The sequence below is a fragment of the Streptomyces sp. NPDC047017 genome (assembly GCF_040644175.1).
Taxonomy (GTDB): domain Bacteria; phylum Actinomycetota; class Actinomycetes; order Streptomycetales; family Streptomycetaceae; genus Streptomyces.
The window spans coordinates 644,963-662,285 of record NZ_JBEYVW010000001.1; the positions used below are offsets into that span (position 1 = coordinate 644,963).

Here is a 17,323-nt window from a genome sequence, read left to right on the forward strand (position 1 = left end):
GCTTCCTGGAGACGGGCTACCTGGAGACGGGCTACCTGGAGACGGGCTTCCTGGGTGACGGAAGCGGGGGCCGAGGGTGGGGGCGGGTGTGGCGTGGGGAGCCGGGTCCGCGCACGACCCCGCCACGTCACCGGCGGCGGAGCGGAGAGCTGGGACATGTCGCGCGGGGCGACGGGCGGGGCCGGGTGCGCGGCGGCGGACACGGATGCCGGCCGGTGGTCGGCTGCCGGGCGGGCGGCCCGTGGCGGGGAGAGGCGTGGCGGCGGCCCGCGCGAGGGGCGGGCCGACCGTACCGCCCGGTCTTACGGGGACCCGGCGGTGGTGGAGGGCGGCTCGGTGGCCGTGTGCCGGGACCGCGCGGAGGCCCGGGTCAGGGCGGCCACCGTCAGGAGGCACAGGCCCAGCGCGCACAGCAGCGGCCGGTGGCCGGTGACGTCCACCAGCGCCGCACCGGCCGCCAGTCCCAGCACGTTCGGCACGAACACGAGCGTCTGGGCGGTGGCACTCACCCGGCCCACCAGTCCGCCCGGCGTCTCCGTCTGCACGGCGGTGAACACCGCGATCAGCACGCACGGCAGCCCCGCGCCGATCGCCGCGCTGCACCCCAGCGCCACCGGGTCGTACGGGAGCACCCGCAGCGCCACCCCGGCCGCCGTGAGGGCGATCCCGTACGCCGCGAACCGGGGCCCGCCCAGGCGGCGCAGCACGCTCCCCGAGACCAGCCCGGCCACCACCGAACCGGCGCCCTGGACGGCGTAGAGCACACCGGCGTACGCGGGCGCGTGCCCGAGGGCGTCCACGACCGCGTAGACCAGCGTGCCGTTCACGCCGGCGCACAGCATCGTGGTGCCGCCGGCCAGCACCAGCGGCCGCAGGCGCGGATGCGACCACAGGCGGCGCGCGCCCTCGGCGGTGTGCGCCCGCCACGGGCCGGGCCGCCTCTCGGGCGCCTCCTCGCGCACGCGCAGCAGCGCGTACAGGCCCGCCGCCAGGGCGAAGGTGACCGCGTCCAGCAGGGCCACGCACCCGCCGCCGTACGCGGCGTACAGGCCCGCGCCCGCCGGCGGGGCCAGCAGCTTCATGCCCTCCGTCGCGGTCGTCCGCAGGCCGTTGAAGTCCCCGAGCAGTGTCGGATCGACGGCCGAGGCCACCAGCGCCGACTGCGCCGCGTCGGTCACGACGCCCACCGCCCCGTACACGAACAGCACCGCGTACAGCAGCCAGATCCGGCCGGGCGAGGTGACGCCGAGCAGGGGCAGGAGCACCACCGCGAGCAGCAGGTTCGCGCCGACCAGCAGGGGCCGGCGGCGGACCCGGTCGGCGAGGCCGCCCAGCAGCGGGCCGGCCAGGGTGGGCGCCCACATCGCGAGGAGGCACAGCGCGGCCGGCCCGGTGGAGCCGGTGAGGTCCTTCACCCACACGCCGGACGCCAGCCACAGCGCCGACGTGCCGAAGCCGGACACCACCACCGCCGCCAGGCACAGCCCCGCCCCACGGTCGCGCAGCACCCGCCACGCCGTCACATCAGTCGTCGTCATGCCTGCCGATCGTGCGGCTAAGGCCCCGCCGTGCGGATGGGGCAGGTGCCCTGACCGCCGGAGCGCGCCGGCGGGAATCCGGCGGAACGTGTCAGCAATGCGCCTGGTACGCGCTCCGGCGCCCGCCCGGCGTCGGAGCGGGCCCCGTGTCAGGGGCGGGCCCGGTGCCGGGAGCGTGCCGCGCTGCCGCGCCCCGTTCCGGTCGTTGTCGTCAGATCCGCTACGCCCCGGTCATGCCCCTCCCGCGCGAGCCGCACCGCCGCCGGGCCGACGCGCTCCGCCGGACGGGCGGCGGCTTCCGATGGGAGTGGGAGTGGGAGGCGGGCCGGGCGATGAGTTTCGGGGGCGTCGGCGGTCTGCCCTCGTGAAGGACGATACGAAGGCCGACCCGCACCCGCCCGAGGAGCACCCCATGACCGACACCCTGCTCGACCTCGGCCCGCAGACCCGCGTCGTGGCGCGGCTGGCCGAGGGCGTGCGCGAGGAGCAGCTGACCGCGCCCACGCCCTGCCCGGACCTGGCCGCGCGCCAGCTGCTGGGGCACCTGCTGGGCCTGTCGGTCGCCTTCCGCGACGCCGCGCGCAAGAACCTGGGCGTCACCACGGACACCCGCCCGAACGCCGCCCTGCCCGACATCGGCCCCGGCTGGCGCGAGGAACTGCCCGCGGTGCTGGACGCCCTCGCCGAGGCATGGCGCGACCCGGCCGCCTGGACCGGCATGACCCGCGCGGGCGGCGTGGACCTGCCGGGCGAGGTGGCCGGCGCCGTCGTCGCCGACGAACTGGTCGTGCACGGCTGGGACCTGGCCCGCGCCACCGGCCAGGAATACGCGCCGGACCCGGCCGCGCTGCGGGCGGCACACGGCTTCCTGCGCGCCGCCGCCGACAGCGACCCCACCCGCGGCCACGGCGTCTTCGGCCCGCTCGTGCCCGTCCCCGACGACGCCCCGCTGCTGGACCGCGCGCTCGGCCTGAGCGGACGGGACCCGGGCTGGACGGCGAAGCCCTGACCGTCCCGCGCCCCACTCCTTCCCTTCCCTCGCCCGCTCGACCTTCCTCCCCCTCCCTCCGCACCTCTCGCGCCTGGGACGGTGAACCGAGCCCCGACACCCGGAGGCTGACCAGGGATCAGGCCCCGCCCCGCGCACCGGGGCCGCTTCCGCGTGCCCGGCGCGGGAATTGCGTATCGATCGGATAACGCCTCTCGCGTCCCGGACGCAATGCGCGTAGACAGTGCGTGACCTGGCGCGTCACTCGCCACGCTGACGCCCGGTCACCACCGTCGACCAGATCCGGAGATCCCATGCGGAAGTCCCTCAGAGTTGCCGCCGTCGCCGCCGCCTGTGCCGTTGCCGGGGGTGCCCTCTACGGCGCCGGTGCCGCCACCGCCGGACAGTCCACCGCCAACTCCACCCGCGAGCCGTACAACATCGGGCTGCTGACCAAGGACATCGACGCCTACTACGGCACGGCGCTCGACGCGAACGGCGTGTACCAGGCGTCCCCGTCCGGCCCGTACGCCAAGGACCTGGCGCGCGTCGACGCCGACGCGAAGCGGACCATCGACAAGGCGGCCCGCGAGGCGCGGCACCAGGGGCACCGGGGCAAGAAGCCGGCGGTCGTCTTCGACATCGACGACACGCTGCTGCTCAGCCTCGACTACGAGAAGAAGAACAACTACGGCTACAACGGCGCCACCTGGGCGGCCTACGTCGACAAGGCGGACCGCCCGGAGGTCTTCGGCAGCCCCGAACTGGTGCGCTACGCCGCGAAGCGGGGCGTCGCCGTCTTCTACAACTCGGGCCTGAGCGAGGCGCAGCGCTCCGCCGCCGTGCAGAACCTGAAGAAGGTCGGCGCCGACGTGAACCTCGACGCCGGCCACATGTTCCTCAAGGACGCGGCCAACCCGCCGGCGTACCTGAGCGGCTGCGCCACCCCGAACTCCTGGACGTGCACCACCGTCCAGTTCAAGTCCGGCACCCGCAAGCACATCGAGTCCCTCGGGTACGACATCGTCGCCAGCTTCGGCGACCAGTACTCCGACCTCCAGGGCGGCTACGCGGGCCGCGCCTACAAGCTGCCCAACCCGACGTACTACGTCGGCTAGCCGGACCGCTCCACCGGCAGCCCCACAGCCCCCGCAGCCCCGCAGCCGCCCCGCCGGCCGTCCCCGGCGGGGTCTGCCGGGGACGGCCGGCCCGGTCGCGCCCTCACCCCTTGAGCGCAGCCCGCATCATCGCCCTGGCCACCGGCGCCGCCAGCCCGTTGCCGCTGACCTCCGAGCGGGCCGCGTCCGACTGCTCGACGACCACCGCGACGGCGACCTCCTTGCCGGACGCACCGGATGTGCCAGACGTGCCGGATGTGCCGGATGTGCCGGACGACGCGCCGGACTTGCCGTACGCGGTGAACCAGGCGTACGGCACCTGGCTGTTGTTCTCGCCGTGCTGGGCCGTGCCCGTCTTGCCGCCCACGGTCACACCGGGGAGCCGCGCGTTCGTGCCGGTGCCCCGCTCGACCACCGTGCGCATCGCGGACTGGAGCTGCGCGGCGGTGGAGGCGCTGACGATCCGCTTGCTGTCCGGATGGTCGTCGTAGTTCTGCACCACGTTGCCCTTGCCGTCCGTGGTCTGCGACACCATGTGCGGCGAGACCAGCGTGCCGCCGTTGGCTATGGCAGCCGACACCATGGCCAGCTGGAGCGGGGTGGCGGTGACATCGAACTGGCCGATGCCGCTCAGCGCGGTCTGCGCCTTGTCCATCCCCGACGGGTACACGCTCGGGTACGCCCGTACCGGCACGTCCTGCGCCTGGTCGTCGAAGCCGAACTTCTCGGCCATCGCGCGCACCTTGTCCTGGCCCAGGTCGACGGCCAGCTTCCCGAAGACGTTGTTGCAGGAGTACTGGAGCGCGGTGCGGATCGTGGCGTTCTCGCAGGGCGCGCCGGGGGTCTCGTTCACGAGGTTCCGGGTGGTGCCCGGCAGGGGGTACGGGTCGGGGCTGTCCGTCTTCGTGTCGACCGACGCGTACAGCCCGTCCTCCAGCGCGGCGGCCGCCACGACCAGCTTGAAGGTCGAGCCGGGCGGCAGCGGCTGGCGCAGCGCGCGGTTGGTCATCGGCTTGTCGGCGTCCTGCGTCAGCTTGTTCCAGGCGTCGCCTGCGCCGGTGCTGAGCGCGTTCGGATCGTAGGACGGCGTGGAGACCACCGCGAGGATCCGGCCGGTGGCCGGGTCGATCGCGACGGCGGCGCCCTTCTTGCTGCCGAGCGCGGCGTACGCGGCCTTCTGCACGTCCGGGTCGATCGTCGTGATCACATCGCCGGGGGCGGCCCGCTTGCCGGTGAGGACGTCCAGCGGGTCGTCCAGACGGCTGTCGGTGCCGTTCAGCAACTGCTGGTAGACGCCCTCCAGTTGGGTCGCGCCGTACACCTGCGAGCTGTAGCCCGTCACCGCCGCGTACAGCGGCCCGTTCGCGTACGTCCGCCGGTAGCGCAGGTCACCGGAGTCCGTCTGCGCGGAGCCGGTGACCGCGCTGCCGCCCACGATGATGTTCCCCAGCGGCTGCCCGTACCGCGTGATCGTCCCGCGCCGGTTGTCCTTGTCGTCCGCGAGTGCCTTGCCGTCGTAGAACTGCAGCCATGTCGCCCTGGCCAGCAGGGCGACCACGAGCAGCAGCGTGAAGACCGAGGCCCGCCTGATCGTCTTGTTCATCCCGTTCAATGCGTTCATCGCGTTCGCACGACGAGCGGGAAGGGGCGAATCGTTCCCGTGCGCCCCTTTTCTCATCGGACGTTCATGAAGCCCGCCTCGTACGCGGCGATCACCGCCTGGGTGCGGTCCCGGGCACCGGTCTTGGCCAGCACCGCCGCCACATGCGTCTTCACGGTGGCGGGCCCCACCTCCATGCGGCGGGCGATCTCCGCGTTGGCCAGCCCGGCCGCCATCAGCCGCAGCACCTCGCCCTCCCGGCCGGTGAGCCGCCCCACCCAGGGCGGCGGCGCCGCCTGCCCGCGCAGCCCCCACGGGCGGGTCAGCAGCAGCGCCAGCACGATCACGGCCGAGTCCATGAGGACCGTGCCGCCGTTGACGGCGATCGTCGTCGCACGGTGCCCGAGCAGCGGGCTGCCGGCCGGGACACCGGCGTGACTCCCGCCGATCCAGAGGGCCTTCAGGCACAGATACGGCAGACAGGCGGCCACGGCGACGGCCCGCAGCACACGGCGCGCGCGGCCCGCCGGGACGGCGGCGAGGTCGGGGGCGCCTCGGGTCGGCAACCTGGGCGGGCGTGCGGACGGCGGCTCGGGTGTGCCCGGGGCGGGCGGCTCGGGCGTGCCCGGGGACGGCGGCTCGGGCGTGCCCGGGGCCGGTGGTTCGAGTGTGCCCGGGGACGGTGTGGTCGTCATACCGTCACGCTCCCGCGCGGGCCGCCCCCGCCGCCTCCCGCCCGGTGACGATCCGCCTCCGCCGCACGGGGGAGAAGACCCGGCTCGCCCTCAGCCGTGCAGGACGAGCACCACCTCGTCGATCTCCTCGCCGCGCGCCTGGGCGAACCCCCGGGCCGTCGCGGTCTCCCGGAAGCCGCACTTCTCCAGCACCCGCCGCGAGCCCGCGTTGTCCGCCGCCGCCCTGGCGTACAGCGGGCGTTCGGGCACCTCGGCCAGCAGAGCGCGCAGCGCGGCCGTGGCGACGCCCCGGCCCCAGTGGGCGCGGTCCACCCAGTAGGTGACCTCGCGCTCGCCCGGCTCGCCGTACACCGCCGCGCTGCCCACCACGTCACCGTCCGCCAGGATCGTGCGCAGGACGTCGGCGGAGGCGCGGACCCGGCGCCAGTGCGCGTCGAAGGCGTCCCGGTCGGCCGGGTCCGCCGGGCCGAAGGCGGCCATCCGCGCCGATTCCGGGTCGTTCGCCTGCCGGAAGAACACCGGCAGATCGCTGTCGTGTACCGCACGGAGCACGACGTTCATCCCTCACAGCCTCCGGGTGGCGAGCGTCAGCCGGTCACGGGCGTCGAAGAGGGCGTCCTTCACCGTCTGCTCGTGCGCGGGCGTCAGCCGCGCCACCGGGATCGAGCAGCTGACCGCGTCCCGCGCCGGGGTGCGGTACGGGATCGCCACGCCGAAGCAGCGCAAGCCCACGGTGTTCTCCTCGCGGTCCACGGCGTACCCCTGCTCGCGGACGCGGTGCAGTTCCTCGATGAGCTGCTCGCGGTCGGTGATGGTGTGCTCGGTGAGCGCGGGCAGCGTCTGCGGGAGCAGCTTGCGGACCTGCTCGTCCGGGTACGTGCTCAGCAGCGCCTTGCCGAGCGCGGTGGAGTGGGCGGGCAGCCGGCGGCCGACGCGGGTGAAGGGGCGCAGGTAGTGCTGCGACTGGCGGGTGGCCAGGTAGACCACGTTGGTGCCGTCCAGCCGGGCGAGGTGGATGGTCTCGGTGGTGTCGTCGGAGAGCCGGTCCAGGGTCGGCCGGGCCGCCGCGACCACCTCGTCCCCGTCGATGTAGGAGGTGCCGACCAGCAGCGCACGCACCCCGATGCCGTACCGGGTGCCGGTGGCGTCGGTCTCCACCCAGCCCAGCTCGACCAGCGTGCGCAGCAGCATGTACAGGCTGGACTTGGGATAGCCGACGGCCTCCTGGACGGCGGCCAGCGAGTGCATGCCGGGCCGGCCGGCGAAGTACTCCAGCAACTCCACGGTCCGCACCGCGGACTTGACCTGCGCCGCGCCGCCCGTCTCGCCTGCCGACATCGCCCTTGACCCTTCATCCGCCGAGGACCTGAAGATATAGTCTCCGGGGCCGCATTCATCACCGGAGACAGTGTTCAGTATAGAGAACGCGCGAGAGAACGCGGGCGAACGGCGGCCGCCGCACCGCGCGGGCGGCGGCACGACAGGGCGGGAGGAACCGCGGTGGCAGCAGCACCAGTCTGGAGCGTCGACCCCCGTAGCGGGAAGCGGCGGGAGCAGGTCGCGGTGGAGGCCACGGACCGGGAGGTGGACGCCGCCGTCCGGGCCGCGCACGACGCCCGGGGCGCCCTCGCCGACCGCACGGTCCGGGCGGCCTTCCTGCGCACCGCCGCCGACCGCCTGGAGGCGGCCCGGGACAAGCTGGTCGAGGCGGCCGACGCCGAGTCCGCGCTCGGCCCGGCCCGGCTCACCGGGGAACTCGCCCGCACCTGCTACCAGTTGCGCGCCTTCGCGGACCTCGTCGACGAGGGCGCCTTCCTCGACGTGATCATCGACCACCCCGACGCCACCGCCACCCCGCCCGTGCCCGACCTGCGCCGCTGCAAGGTGCCGCTCGGCGTCGTCGCCGTCTACGCCGCCTCCAACTTCCCCTTCGCCTTCTCGGTCGCCGGCGGCGACACCGCGAGCGCGCTGGCCGCCGGCTGCCCGGCCGTCGTCAAGGCCCACCCCGGCCACCCGGCGCTGTCCGAACTGGTCGCCGGGGAACTGCGCGGCGCCGCCGCGGAGCAGGGCCTCCCCGAGGGCGTGCTCGGCCTGGTCCACGGCTTCGCGGCGGGCACCGCCCTGATCGGGCACCCGCTGGTCGCCGCCGCGGGCTTCACCGGTTCCGTGCGCGGCGGCCGGGCCCTGTTCGACGCGGCGGCGGCCCGTCCGGTGCCGATCCCCTTCCACGGCGAGCTGGGCTCCCTGAACCCGGTCCTGGTCACCGAGGCGGCGGCGGCCGAACGGGCGGCGGACATCGGGGCGGGACTCGCCGGGTCCATGACCCTGGGCACCGGCCAGTTCTGCGTCAAGCCCGGCCTGGTCCTCGTCCCGGCCGGCCCGGCCGGCGACCGCCTGGCGCAGTCCCTGACCGACGCCGTCGCCGCGACCGGGCCCGGCGTCCTGCTCGACCACCGCATGCGCGAGGCCTTCCTCGCCGGCGTCGCCGCGCGCGCCGCCCTCCCCGGCGTACGGGCGCCGCTGCGCGCGGGCGCGGACGGCGAGCACGCCGTGACGGCGGGCTTCCTGACCGTCCCGGCCGCGCGGCTGACCGGCGCGGGCGCCCACGACCTGCTCCTGGAGGAGTGCTTCGGACCGGTCACCGTGGTGGCCCGCTACCAGGGCGAGGACGAGGCCACCGCCGTCCTCGCCCGGCTGCCCGGCAGCCTCACCGCCACCGTCCACCTCTCCGCCGCGGAGGCCGCGGACGGCGGGCGCGGCGCCGCGCTCCTCGCCGCGCTCACCCCGCTGGCCGGGCGCGTCCTCGTCGACGCCTGGCCGACCGGCGTCGCCGTGGCGCCCGCCCAGCACCACGGCGGCCCCTACCCGGCGACGACCTCCACCTCCACCTCCGTGGGCGGCACGGCCGTCGAACGGTGGCTGCGCCCGGTCGCCTACCAGAACGTCCCCCAGGCCCTGCTGCCCCCCGAACTCCGCGACGACAACCCGCTCGGCCTGCCCCGCCGCCTCGACGGCCGCCTCGAACACTGAGCGATGCCCGACGAGCGCCCGGCGTACCTCCGGCACGCGCCCGGCCGCCCGGCGAACGCCGATCCCGGCGACCCCGGAGCCGTACGCCCCCGGGCCGGCTGGAAGACTCCCGGCATGGACGTGGAACTTCCCGAACTCCCCTTCGCCCTGCGCACCTACGGCCCCGACGGCCACTGGTCCTACGAGGACGGGGTGCTCACCGGCTGGGCCGGCTCCCGGCAGGACCGTTTCGTGCCGCCCACCGGCGAGGCCCTGGAGCCTGCCGGTGACGCGCCCCGCCTGCTCGGCGCGCCGGAGGGCGACTTCCAGCTGATCGCCCGGGTGACGGTCGGGTTCAACGCCTCCTTCGACGCCGGTGTCCTCTACGTCCACGTCGACGAGCGCGCCTGGGCCAAGCTCTGCCTGGAGTACTCCCCGGACGTGCCCACCGTCTGCACGGTGGTCACCCGGGGGCACTCCGACGACGCCAACTCCTTCACCGTGGACGGCAGTTCGGTGTGGCTGCGGGTGAGCCGCACCGGCCGCGCCTTCGCCTTCCACGCCTCCCGCGACGGCGAGCGCTGGACCTTCGTCCGGCTGTTCACCCTGGACGGGCCGGAGCCCACCGGTGCCGCCCTGGTCGGGTTCATGACCCAGTCGCCGCTGGGCGAGGGCTGCGTGGTGACGTACGACCGCATCGAGTTCCGCCCCGGCTGGCCGGACGGCCTGCGCGACGGCAGCTGAGGCACGCGCCCGCGCCGTACCCGGAACCGCCCCGGGCCCCGGCCACGTCCTCGACGGCATGGACGGCATGGACGGCATGGACGGCATGGACGGAACACCCCTGGCAGCAGCCGCGCCCCTGCTGGTCAGGACCGCCCTGCCCGCCGAGGCGGGCGTCCTGGCCGGGCTGATGGCGCGGGCCCGGTCCACGTACTACCCCGACGGCCTGCCGGACGCCGGTGCCGACTGGATTGCCCGGTGGCGGGAGGCCGTCGAGCGCCCCGACGGTCAGGTGCTGTGCGCGGTCCGTGAGGGCCGCGTGCTGGGCCTGGCCTCGTTCCGCCCGCCGCCGGGCGCGTCCGCCGGCACGGTCATGCTGTACCAGTTCCACGTCGACCCGGGCCACTGGGGCGCGGGCATCGGCACCGCCCTGCACGCGGCCTGCGCCGGGCAGTGGCGGGCGGACGGCCACCGCAGGGCCGTCCTGGAGGTGCACGCCGACAACCAGCGCGCCCAGCGCTTCTACGCCGGCCGCGGCTGGCTGCCCGACCCGGTGGGCCGGCCCGCCCCGGGCTCCCACCACCTGTCCCTGACGTACGCGGTGACCAGGGAATGAACCGAGCTGCTTGAACGTTCACGCACTCGTGGGAGGGCGTCCGCCCTCCGTCCGTACGAGCGGGAGAGAACCGAGAGCATGCGCGTCGAGATCTGGTCGGACATCGCCTGTCCCTGGTGCTACGTGGGAAAGGCGCGCTTCGAGCAGGCGCTGGCCGCCTTCCCCCACCGGGACCGGGTCGAGGTCGTGCACCGTTCCTTCGAGCTGGACCCGCACCGGGCCAAGGACGACGTCCAGCCGGTGCTCACCATGCTCACCGCGAAGTACGGCATGAGCCAGGCGCAGGCGCAGGCCGGTGAGGACGACCTCGGCGCGCAGGCCGCCGCCGCGGGCCTGGACTATCGCACCCGGGGCCGTGACCACGGCAACACCTTCGACATGCACCGGCTGCTGCACTTCGCCAAGGAGCAGGGACGGCAGTCCGCGCTGCTGGACGCGCTCTACCGGGCGAACTTCGCCGAGGAGCGGTCCGTCTTCACCGAGGGCGACGCGCGGCTGGTGGAGCTGGCCGCCGGGGCAGGGCTGGACGCCGACGCCGTCCGCGCGGTCCTCGCCGACCCGGCCGCCTACGCCGACGAGGTCCGCGCCGACGAACGGGAGGCCGCCCAGCTCGGCGCGAACGGGGTGCCGTTCTTCGTCCTGGACCGCGCCTACGGCGTCTCGGGCGCCCAGCCCGCCGAGGTCTTCGCACAGGCGCTCACCCAGGCGTGGGGCGAACGCCCGCCGCTCACCCTCGTCCCCGCCGGCGACGGGGACGCCTGCGGCCCGGACGGCTGCGCGGTGCCGCGGGACTGAGCCCGGCGCGGCGGCTGCCCATGAGTGGCGCTGTCCATAAGCGTTACTTGGACACAGCTCGTATAAACAGGTGATGGACTTTTATTTCCTGGGGCCGCACAGTGGACCCATGGAGACCTTCGAGCCCCTCGTCCGTGCCGAGTTCGCCCCGAAGAACACCTATCTGAACACCGCGTCCCTCGGGCTGCTGCCGGCCCGTACGGTCGCGGCCCTGCGGACGGCCGCGGAGGCCGTGGCCGCCGGGCAGCCCACCGACATGTTCGCCGACGTGGAGGCGGCCCGCGCCTGCTTCGCCCGGCTGGTGCGGGTGCCCGAACGCCAGGTGGCGGCCGGCGGCTCGGTCGCCGTCTACAGCGGCCTCGTCGCCGCCTCGCTGCCCGAGGGCGCCGAGGTGCTCACCGCCGAGGGCGACTTCAGCTCCGTGGTGAACCCCTTCCACGTCCGCCGCGACCTGAAGGTGCGCAGCGTGCCGCTGGAGCAGCTCGCGGAGGCGGTCCGGCCCGGGACCGCGCTGGTCGCGGTGAGCGCCGCGCAGTCCGCGGACGGCCGGATCGCCGACCTGCCCGCCATCCGGGCGGCGGCCCGCGCGCACGGGGCGCGCACCTACGTCGACGCCTCCCAGGCGGCCGGCTGGCTGGACCTCGACGCCGGCGCCTGCGACTACCTCGCCGCCGTCGCCTTCAAGTGGCTGCTGTGCCCGCGCGGCGTCGCCTTCCTCGTCGTCCCCGAGGACCTGGGCGGCCTTAGCCCGTTGTTCGCCGGCTGGGTGGCCGGCGAGCGGCCCTGGGACAGCTGCTACGGTCCGGTCGACGAACTCGCCCACACCGCCCGGCGGTTCGACGAGAGCCCGGCGCTCTTCTCCTACGCGGCCGGGCGCCGCTCGCTGGAACTGGTCGAGGAACTGGGCGTGGACGCCGTACGGGCCCATGACCTGGCCCTGGCCGACCGGTTCCGTGCCGGGGTGGCCGCCCTGGGCCGCGAACCGCTGCCGGCGCCCGGCTCCCCGATCGTGTCCGTGCCCGGACTGGGCGACCGGCAGGGCGAGCTGAGCGCGGCGGGCATCGAGGTCTCCGCCCGCGCGGGCAATCTGCGGGCCGCCTTCCACCTCTACAACACGGAGGCGGACGTGGACCGGCTGCTGGACGTGCTGGCGGGCTGAGCGGGACGGGTGCAGGGGGTCCCGCCACGGACGCGCGCGGGGCCCCGGCCACGGACGCGGGCAGGACCCCGGCCACGGACGCGGGCAGGGGCCTCCCGTCCCACACGAGGAGGCCCCTGCCCGCGTCCGCCGGACACGTCCGACCGCGTCCGGCGACGATCGGTCACCGCACCGGGGTGAAGTCCCGCGCCCCGATGAAGTCCGGCCTGCGCACCGGTGCCGAGAACGGCTCCACCGCCGTGTTCTCCACGCTGTTGAACACGATGAAGACGTTGCTGCGCGGGTACGGCGTGATGTTGTCGCCGGAGCCGTGCATGCAGTTGCAGTCGAACCAGGTGGCCGAGCCCGCCTTCCCGGTGAACAGCTTGATGCCGTGCGCACCGGCCAGCGAGGTCAGCGCCTCGTCGGAGGGCGTGCCCGCGTCCTGCATCTGCAGCGACTTCTTGTAGTTGTCCTCGGGCGTGGCCCCGGCGCAGCCCAGGAACGTCTTGTGCGACCCCGGCATGATCATCAGACCGCCGTTGGTGTCGAGGTTCTCGGTCAGCGCGATCGAGACGGACACCGTCCGCATGTTCGGCAGACCGTCCTCGGCGTGCCAGGTCTCGAAGTCCGAGTGCCAGTAGAAGCCGCTGGCGCCGAAGCCCGGCTTGACGTTGATCCGGGACTGGTGGACGTAGACGTCCGAGCCGAGGATCTGCCGGGCCCGGCCGACCACCCGCGGATCGCGCACCAGCGCGGCGAACACCTCGCTGATCCGGTGCACCTCGAAGACCGAGCGGATCTCCTTGGACTTCGGCTCGACGATCGAGCGCTCGTCGGCGCGGATCGCCGGGTCGGTCACCAGCCGGTCCAGCTCCCGCTGGTAGACGGCGACCTCGTCGGGGCCGATCAGCTGGTCGACGGCGAGGAAGCCGTCGCGCTCGAACGCCTGGAGGTCGGCGTTCGCGATCGGGCCGGGCGTGTCCGGGGAGCCCCAGACGACCGGGTCCTGGCGGGGGACGGCCACCTCGGTGGCGCCGCGGGTCGGGTAGAGGTCCTTCACGGTGGCGGTGGTCATGGCTTCCTCACACCTCCTCGGGCTCGGTGAGCAGCGGGTAGACGCCGTTCTCGTCGTGGTCCTCCCGTCCGGTGACGGGCGGGTTGAAGACGCAGATGCAGTGGAAGTCCTCCTTGACCTTGAGCGTGTGCCGCTCGTGGCCGTCGAGGAGGTACATGGTGCCCGGCGTGATGTGGTACGTCTTCCCGGTCTCGCGGTCGGTCAGTTCGGCGTCGCCCCGGGTGCAGACGACGGCCTCGATGTGGTTGGCGTACCACATCGACGTCTCGGTGCCCGCGTACAGGATCGTCTCGTGCACGGAGAAGCCGACCTTCTCCTTGGCCAGCACGATGCGCTTGCTCTCCCAGGTGCCGGACGCCGCCTTCACGTGCCGGTCGGTGCCTTCGATCTCCTTGAACGAACGGACGATCACGGTGGTACGTGCCTCCTTCTTGCAGGGGTTTTCCAGATGGGCAGGGGAGCCGGTCAGGCCGCGGTCTCGCGGACCGCGCGGGCGAGGGTGCTCATGCCCTCGTCCAGCTCCTCGGGGGTGGTGGTCAGGGCCGGCAGCAGCTTGACGACCTCGCTCTCCGGACCGGACGTCTCGATGAGCAGGCCGAGTTCGAAGGCGCGCGCGGCGACCCGCCCGGCGCGGCCCTTGTCGTGGAACTCCAGGCCCCACACCAGGCCGCGGCCGCGGTACTCCTTGACGTCGGCGAGGTTCTCCTCGGTGATCGAGACCAGCCACTGCTCGACCTGCTCGCCGCGGGTGCGGGTCTGCTTCTCCATCGCCGACCCGTCCGTCCAGTACGCCTCCAGGGCGGCGGTGGCGGTGACGAAGGCCGGGTTGTTGCCGCGGAAGGTGCCGTTGTGCTCGCCCGGCTCCCAGATGTCCAGCTCGGGCCGGAACAGGCACAGCGACATGGGCAGGCCGTAGCCGCTGATGGACTTCGACACGGTGACGATGTCGGGCGTGATCCCGGCCTCCTCGAAGGAGAAGAACGCGCCGGTGCGGCCGCAGCCCATCTGGATGTCGTCCACGATGAGCAGCATGTCCTGGCGTTCGCACAGCTCCTTGAGGGCGCGCAGCCACTCGGGCCGGGCGACGTTGATGCCGCCCTCGCCCTGCACGGTCTCCACGATCACGGCGGCCGGCTTGTTCAGGCCGGAGCCCTGGTCCTCAAGGAGCCGCTCGAACCACAGGAAGTCCGGGACCTGGCCCTCGAAGTAGTTGTCGAACGGCATGGGCGTGCCGTGCACCAGCGGGATACCGGCGCCGGCTCGCTTGAACGCGTTGCCGGTGACCGCGAGCGAGCCCAGCGACATGCCGTGGAAGGCGTTGGTGAACGACACGATCGCCTCGCGCCCCTTCACCTTGCGGGCCAGCTTCAGCGCGGACTCCACCGCGTTGGTGCCGGTCGGGCCCGGGAACATCACCTTGTACGGCAGGTCGCGCGGGCGCAGCACCAGATTCTGGAAGGTCTCCAGGAAGCGGCGCTTGGCGACGGTGGACATGTCCAGCCCGTGGGCGATGCCGTCGCGTTCCAGGTAGTCGATCAGCGCCCGTTTGAGCACCGGGTTGTTGTGGCCGTAGTTGAGTGAGCCGGCGCCCGCGAAGAAGTCGAGGTACTCATGGCCGTCCTCGTCGTACAGGCGGCTGCCGCGCGCGCGGTCGAAGACGGTGGGCCAGCCGCGGCAGTAGCTGCGCACCTCGGACTCCAGGGTCTCGAAGACGCTCAGGTCGGGCTGGGTGATGGTCACGACGAATCGCTCCTCGGTGGGGGAGTGGAAGATCGGGGCAGGCCAGGAAGAGGCAGGTGCGGGGGTGCGGCGGGTGCGGTGAGGCAGGTGCGGGGTTCAGTGGTGCAGCGGGCCGATGCGGTGCAGGACCTCGGGGTCGTGCGGCCCGTCGGGGAACTGCCCGGCGGCGAACAGCACTTCGCGCTCGACGCCGGCGCCGTGCCGGGCGGCGAAGGAGGCGAAGAGCCGCTCGGAGGCGGTGTTGCCCGGGGTGATGGTGGTCTCGACGGTGGTGAGTCCGCCCTCGGCGGCGACGCGGGCGGCGAGCGCGTCCAGCAGCCGGCCGGCCAGGCCGCGGCCCTGGTGGCCGGCGTCCACGGCGACCTGCCACACCAGGAGGGTGCCGGGGCGGTCGGGCCGCACGTACCCGGTGACGAAGCCGACGGGTGTGCCGTCGGCGTCGCGCGCCACGACGGACGTGGCGGCGAAGTCGCGGCACCACAGCAGGTAGCTGTAGGAGGAGTTCACATCCAGCGTCCCGGAATCCTTGGCGAGCCGCCACAGGGCGGCGCCGTCGGATACGGAGGGGTGCTCGATGGTCACGGCATCCGGTATTTCCGTGGCTTCGGTTCGCAGGTCTGCTTGTGCGGCAGTCATGCGAATTGAACTTACCGAGCTGAATTCAAAAATGCATCGCCGGATGCCCTTACGCGAAAGGGGTCGATGTGTTACCGCGCGGGCGCGCGTTCGCGCGAGGGGTGGAGGTTTGGGACGATTTGCCGGTTAAATACCGGACGAAAAGGGCGTGCATGTGGAGTGCGTCACACCCATGTAAGTCGCGTCACAGTCCCGGAATCGGCCCGGCCCGACCTCGGGAAACCATTCGAAAACGTCGCGTTTACAGATTGGAAAACGGGGCAGAAGAAGACGGATAGCTATCCTCGATTAATTCCCGGAATTGAATTCCTGTGTTTTTCCGCCCCGATATCCAGCGGGGGTGCCGGTGGCGGCGCCGCTAGCGCCAGGCCGCCGAGGCGGCGCGCCGCGCCCCTTCCAGGTCGACCCCGTTCCCACGTTTCCCGTCCACGTCGCCCGCGGCCCGCTCGGCGGCCAGGGCGGTGCCCAGGGCCGTCAGGCACGCCTGGACCGTCTCCAGGGTGGCGTCCTGCCCGTAGTGGTTGACCCGGATCATCTCCGCGGCGAGCGGACCGCCGCCCGCGGCCAGCGGGAGGCCCGGGGCCGCGGCCAGCGCGCGGGCCACCAGCGCGGAGGCCGCGACATCCGCCGGGGCGCGCAGGGTGGTGGCGACCGGGGCCGCCTCGGACGCCTGGTGGACGTAGGGCTCCAGGCCCCCGCCCAGGGCTGTCGCGCCCGCCCGGGTGGCCGCGGCCGCCGAGCGGTGGCGGGCCGTCACCGCGTCCAGGCCGACCGCCTCGATGCGCTCGACACACGCCTCCAGGGCGAGCATCTCCAGCTGGGCCGGCGCGTGCAGCAGGGCCGTGCGGCCGCCGTCGATCCAGCGTTCCTTCCAGTCGAGCAGCGACAGGTAGGAGCGGCGGGGCGCCCGCGGGTTGGCCGCCATCCGGGCCCAGGCGCGCTCGCTGACCGACACCGCCGACACCCCGGCCGGCCCGCCCATCGCCTTCTGCGCGCCGATCACGCACAGGTCCACGCCCCACGCGTCCGGCAGCACCGGCTCGGCGCCGATGGAGGCCACCGCGTCCAGGTAGAAGAGGGCGCCCTGCTCCCGCACGGCCTCCCCGATCTCCGCGACCGGGTTGGTGTTGCCGGTGGCGGCCTCCGCGTGCACCAGCGACACGAAGTCGATCTCCGGGTGCGCGGCGAAGGCGGCGCGCACCTGCGCGGCGGTGACCGCCGTGTGGAACGGCACCGCCAGGTCGTGCACCGTCGCACCGCAGTCCCGCAGCCAGTCGCCGAAGGTCTGCCCGTACGGGCCGGTGATCACGTTCAGCGCCACCGTGCCCGGACCGGCCGTCGCGCGGATCGCGCCCTCCAGCGGCAGCAGCGCCTCGCCCTGCGTGATCACGACGTCCTGCTCGGTGCCGAGCAGCCGCGCCACCCGGTCCTCGATCGAGGCGAAGCGGGCGGCGCTCAGCGGGGCGAGGTCCAGGAACGGGTGGGTCACGACGGTGCTCTCTTCTCGGTCGCGTCTCGGTCTCGACCGGCTCGGCTGCGGCTTCGGCCGCGGATCGGGCTCGGACCGGACCGGCTCAGCGGCTCGGACCGGCCCGGCCCGGCGCGGTTCATGATCGTCGCGCGCGGGCGACGCTGTCGAGCGTAACCGG

The 17,323-nt window shown here is 73.8% G+C and carries 17 protein-coding genes; 7 read left to right on the forward strand and 10 right to left on the reverse strand.

The features are described 5' to 3' along the window. Positions 1-302: 302 nt before the first annotated feature. Complete coding sequence (locus ABZ858_RS03075; protein WP_361371745.1) at positions 303-1,538, reverse strand: MFS transporter; 1,236 nt, start codon at positions 1,536-1,538, stop codon at positions 303-305. A 412-nt stretch (positions 1,539-1,950) separates the two neighbouring features. Here ABZ858_RS03075 and ABZ858_RS03080 point away from each other — a divergent pair, with 412 nt between their 5' ends. Then, complete coding sequence (locus ABZ858_RS03080; protein ID WP_361371748.1) at positions 1,951-2,547, forward strand: TIGR03086 family metal-binding protein; 597 nt, start codon at positions 1,951-1,953, stop codon at positions 2,545-2,547. A 293-nt stretch (positions 2,548-2,840) separates the two neighbouring features. After that, on the forward strand, positions 2,841-3,644 hold the full coding sequence (locus tag ABZ858_RS03085; RefSeq protein WP_361371751.1) for an HAD family acid phosphatase: 804 nt from the start codon (positions 2,841-2,843) through the stop codon (positions 3,642-3,644). Between the two features lie 103 nt (positions 3,645-3,747). On the opposite strand, the gene ABZ858_RS03090 is transcribed toward ABZ858_RS03085, so the two are convergent. From ABZ858_RS03090 to ABZ858_RS03105, 4 genes are all read right to left on the reverse strand, one after another. Next, positions 3,748-5,247, reverse strand: a complete 1,500-nt coding sequence (locus tag ABZ858_RS03090; RefSeq protein WP_361371753.1) for a penicillin-binding protein 2 — start codon at positions 5,245-5,247, stop codon at positions 3,748-3,750. Positions 5,248-5,318: 71 nt separating this feature from the next. Continuing rightward, positions 5,319-5,939 carry a LuxR C-terminal-related transcriptional regulator gene (locus tag ABZ858_RS03095; protein ID WP_361371756.1) on the reverse strand — a complete coding sequence of 207 codons (621 nt, stop codon included), beginning with the start codon at positions 5,937-5,939 and terminating at the stop codon, positions 5,319-5,321. A 90-nt stretch (positions 5,940-6,029) separates the two neighbouring features. Continuing rightward, positions 6,030-6,500, reverse strand: a complete 471-nt coding sequence (locus ABZ858_RS03100; protein WP_361371759.1) for a GNAT family N-acetyltransferase — start codon at positions 6,498-6,500, stop codon at positions 6,030-6,032. A 3-nt stretch (positions 6,501-6,503) separates the two neighbouring features. After that, positions 6,504-7,277 carry an IclR family transcriptional regulator gene (locus ABZ858_RS03105; RefSeq protein ID WP_361371762.1) on the reverse strand — a complete coding sequence of 258 codons (774 nt, stop codon included), beginning with the start codon at positions 7,275-7,277 and terminating at the stop codon, positions 6,504-6,506. A 162-nt stretch (positions 7,278-7,439) separates the two neighbouring features. Here ABZ858_RS03105 and ABZ858_RS03110 point away from each other — a divergent pair, with 162 nt between their 5' ends. From ABZ858_RS03110 to ABZ858_RS03130, 5 genes are all read left to right on the forward strand, one after another. Next, positions 7,440-8,969 (forward strand): aldehyde dehydrogenase (NADP(+)), encoded by a 1,530-nt coding sequence (locus tag ABZ858_RS03110; protein WP_361371765.1) that lies wholly within the window; start codon positions 7,440-7,442, stop codon positions 8,967-8,969. 114 nt (positions 8,970-9,083) lie between these two features. Continuing rightward, the gene (locus ABZ858_RS03115) at positions 9,084-9,692 is read left to right on the forward strand and encodes a DUF1349 domain-containing protein (RefSeq protein ID WP_361371974.1); all 609 of its coding nucleotides are present in this window, start codon (positions 9,084-9,086) and stop codon (positions 9,690-9,692) included. A 67-nt stretch (positions 9,693-9,759) separates the two neighbouring features. After that, complete coding sequence (locus ABZ858_RS03120; RefSeq protein WP_361371977.1) at positions 9,760-10,287, forward strand: GNAT family N-acetyltransferase; 528 nt, start codon at positions 9,760-9,762, stop codon at positions 10,285-10,287. A gap of 78 nt (positions 10,288-10,365) precedes the next feature. Further along, the gene (locus ABZ858_RS03125; protein WP_361371768.1) at positions 10,366-11,082 is read left to right on the forward strand and encodes a DsbA family oxidoreductase; all 717 of its coding nucleotides are present in this window, start codon (positions 10,366-10,368) and stop codon (positions 11,080-11,082) included. 73 nt (positions 11,083-11,155) lie between these two features. After that, positions 11,156-12,241 carry an aminotransferase class V-fold PLP-dependent enzyme gene (locus ABZ858_RS03130; protein WP_361371771.1) on the forward strand — a complete coding sequence of 362 codons (1,086 nt, stop codon included), beginning with the start codon at positions 11,156-11,158 and terminating at the stop codon, positions 12,239-12,241. Positions 12,242-12,404: 163 nt separating this feature from the next. Here ABZ858_RS03130 and thpD read toward each other — a convergent pair whose 3' ends face one another. From thpD to ABZ858_RS03155, 5 genes are all read right to left on the reverse strand, one after another. Next, a complete protein-coding gene (thpD, locus tag ABZ858_RS03135; RefSeq protein WP_361371774.1) occupies positions 12,405-13,298 on the reverse strand; it encodes an ectoine hydroxylase in 894 nt (297 codons plus the stop codon). Between the two features lie 7 nt (positions 13,299-13,305). Beyond that, positions 13,306-13,710 carry an ectoine synthase gene (locus ABZ858_RS03140; protein WP_037860869.1) on the reverse strand — a complete coding sequence of 135 codons (405 nt, stop codon included), beginning with the start codon at positions 13,708-13,710 and terminating at the stop codon, positions 13,306-13,308. 53 nt (positions 13,711-13,763) lie between these two features. Beyond that, positions 13,764-15,038 carry a diaminobutyrate--2-oxoglutarate transaminase gene (ectB, locus tag ABZ858_RS03145; RefSeq protein ID WP_361371777.1) on the reverse strand — a complete coding sequence of 425 codons (1,275 nt, stop codon included), beginning with the start codon at positions 15,036-15,038 and terminating at the stop codon, positions 13,764-13,766. 96 nt (positions 15,039-15,134) lie between these two features. Beyond that, the gene (gene ectA / locus ABZ858_RS03150; protein WP_361371780.1) at positions 15,135-15,674 is read right to left on the reverse strand and encodes a diaminobutyrate acetyltransferase; all 540 of its coding nucleotides are present in this window, start codon (positions 15,672-15,674) and stop codon (positions 15,135-15,137) included. Between the two features lie 358 nt (positions 15,675-16,032). Continuing rightward, entirely contained in the window at positions 16,033-17,163 is a 1,131-nt protein-coding gene (locus ABZ858_RS03155) for an aminotransferase class V-fold PLP-dependent enzyme (RefSeq protein WP_361371783.1), read from the reverse strand. Positions 17,164-17,323 lie beyond the last annotated feature (160 nt).

Bases quoted from the DNA above. Each gene is read 5' to 3' on its own strand.
- ABZ858_RS03095 (WP_361371756.1), bottom strand. From the start codon at position 5,939: ATGACGACCACACCGTCCCCGGGCACACTCGAACCACCGGCCCCGGGC.
- ABZ858_RS03090 (WP_361371753.1), bottom strand. From the start codon at position 5,247: ATGAACAAGACGATCAGGCGGGCCTCGGTCTTCACGCTGCTGCTCGTG.
- ABZ858_RS03130 (WP_361371771.1), top strand. From the start codon at position 11,156: ATGGACTTTTATTTCCTGGGGCCGCACAGTGGACCCATGGAGACCTTC.
- ABZ858_RS03115 (WP_361371974.1), top strand. From the start codon at position 9,084: ATGGACGTGGAACTTCCCGAACTCCCCTTCGCCCTGCGCACCTACGGC.
- ABZ858_RS03105 (WP_361371762.1), bottom strand. From the start codon at position 7,277: ATGTCGGCAGGCGAGACGGGCGGCGCGGCGCAGGTCAAGTCCGCGGTG.
- ABZ858_RS03120 (WP_361371977.1), top strand. From the start codon at position 9,760: ATGGACGGCATGGACGGCATGGACGGAACACCCCTGGCAGCAGCCGCG.
- thpD (WP_361371774.1), bottom strand. From the start codon at position 13,298: ATGACCACCGCCACCGTGAAGGACCTCTACCCGACCCGCGGCGCCACC.
- ABZ858_RS03075 (WP_361371745.1), bottom strand. From the start codon at position 1,538: ATGACGACGACTGATGTGACGGCGTGGCGGGTGCTGCGCGACCGTGGG.
- ABZ858_RS03125 (WP_361371768.1), top strand. From the start codon at position 10,366: ATGCGCGTCGAGATCTGGTCGGACATCGCCTGTCCCTGGTGCTACGTG.
- ABZ858_RS03085 (WP_361371751.1), top strand. From the start codon at position 2,841: ATGCGGAAGTCCCTCAGAGTTGCCGCCGTCGCCGCCGCCTGTGCCGTT.
- ABZ858_RS03080 (WP_361371748.1), top strand. From the start codon at position 1,951: ATGACCGACACCCTGCTCGACCTCGGCCCGCAGACCCGCGTCGTGGCG.
- ABZ858_RS03100 (WP_361371759.1), bottom strand. From the start codon at position 6,500: ATGAACGTCGTGCTCCGTGCGGTACACGACAGCGATCTGCCGGTGTTC.
- ectA (WP_361371780.1), bottom strand. From the start codon at position 15,674: ATGACTGCCGCACAAGCAGACCTGCGAACCGAAGCCACGGAAATACCG.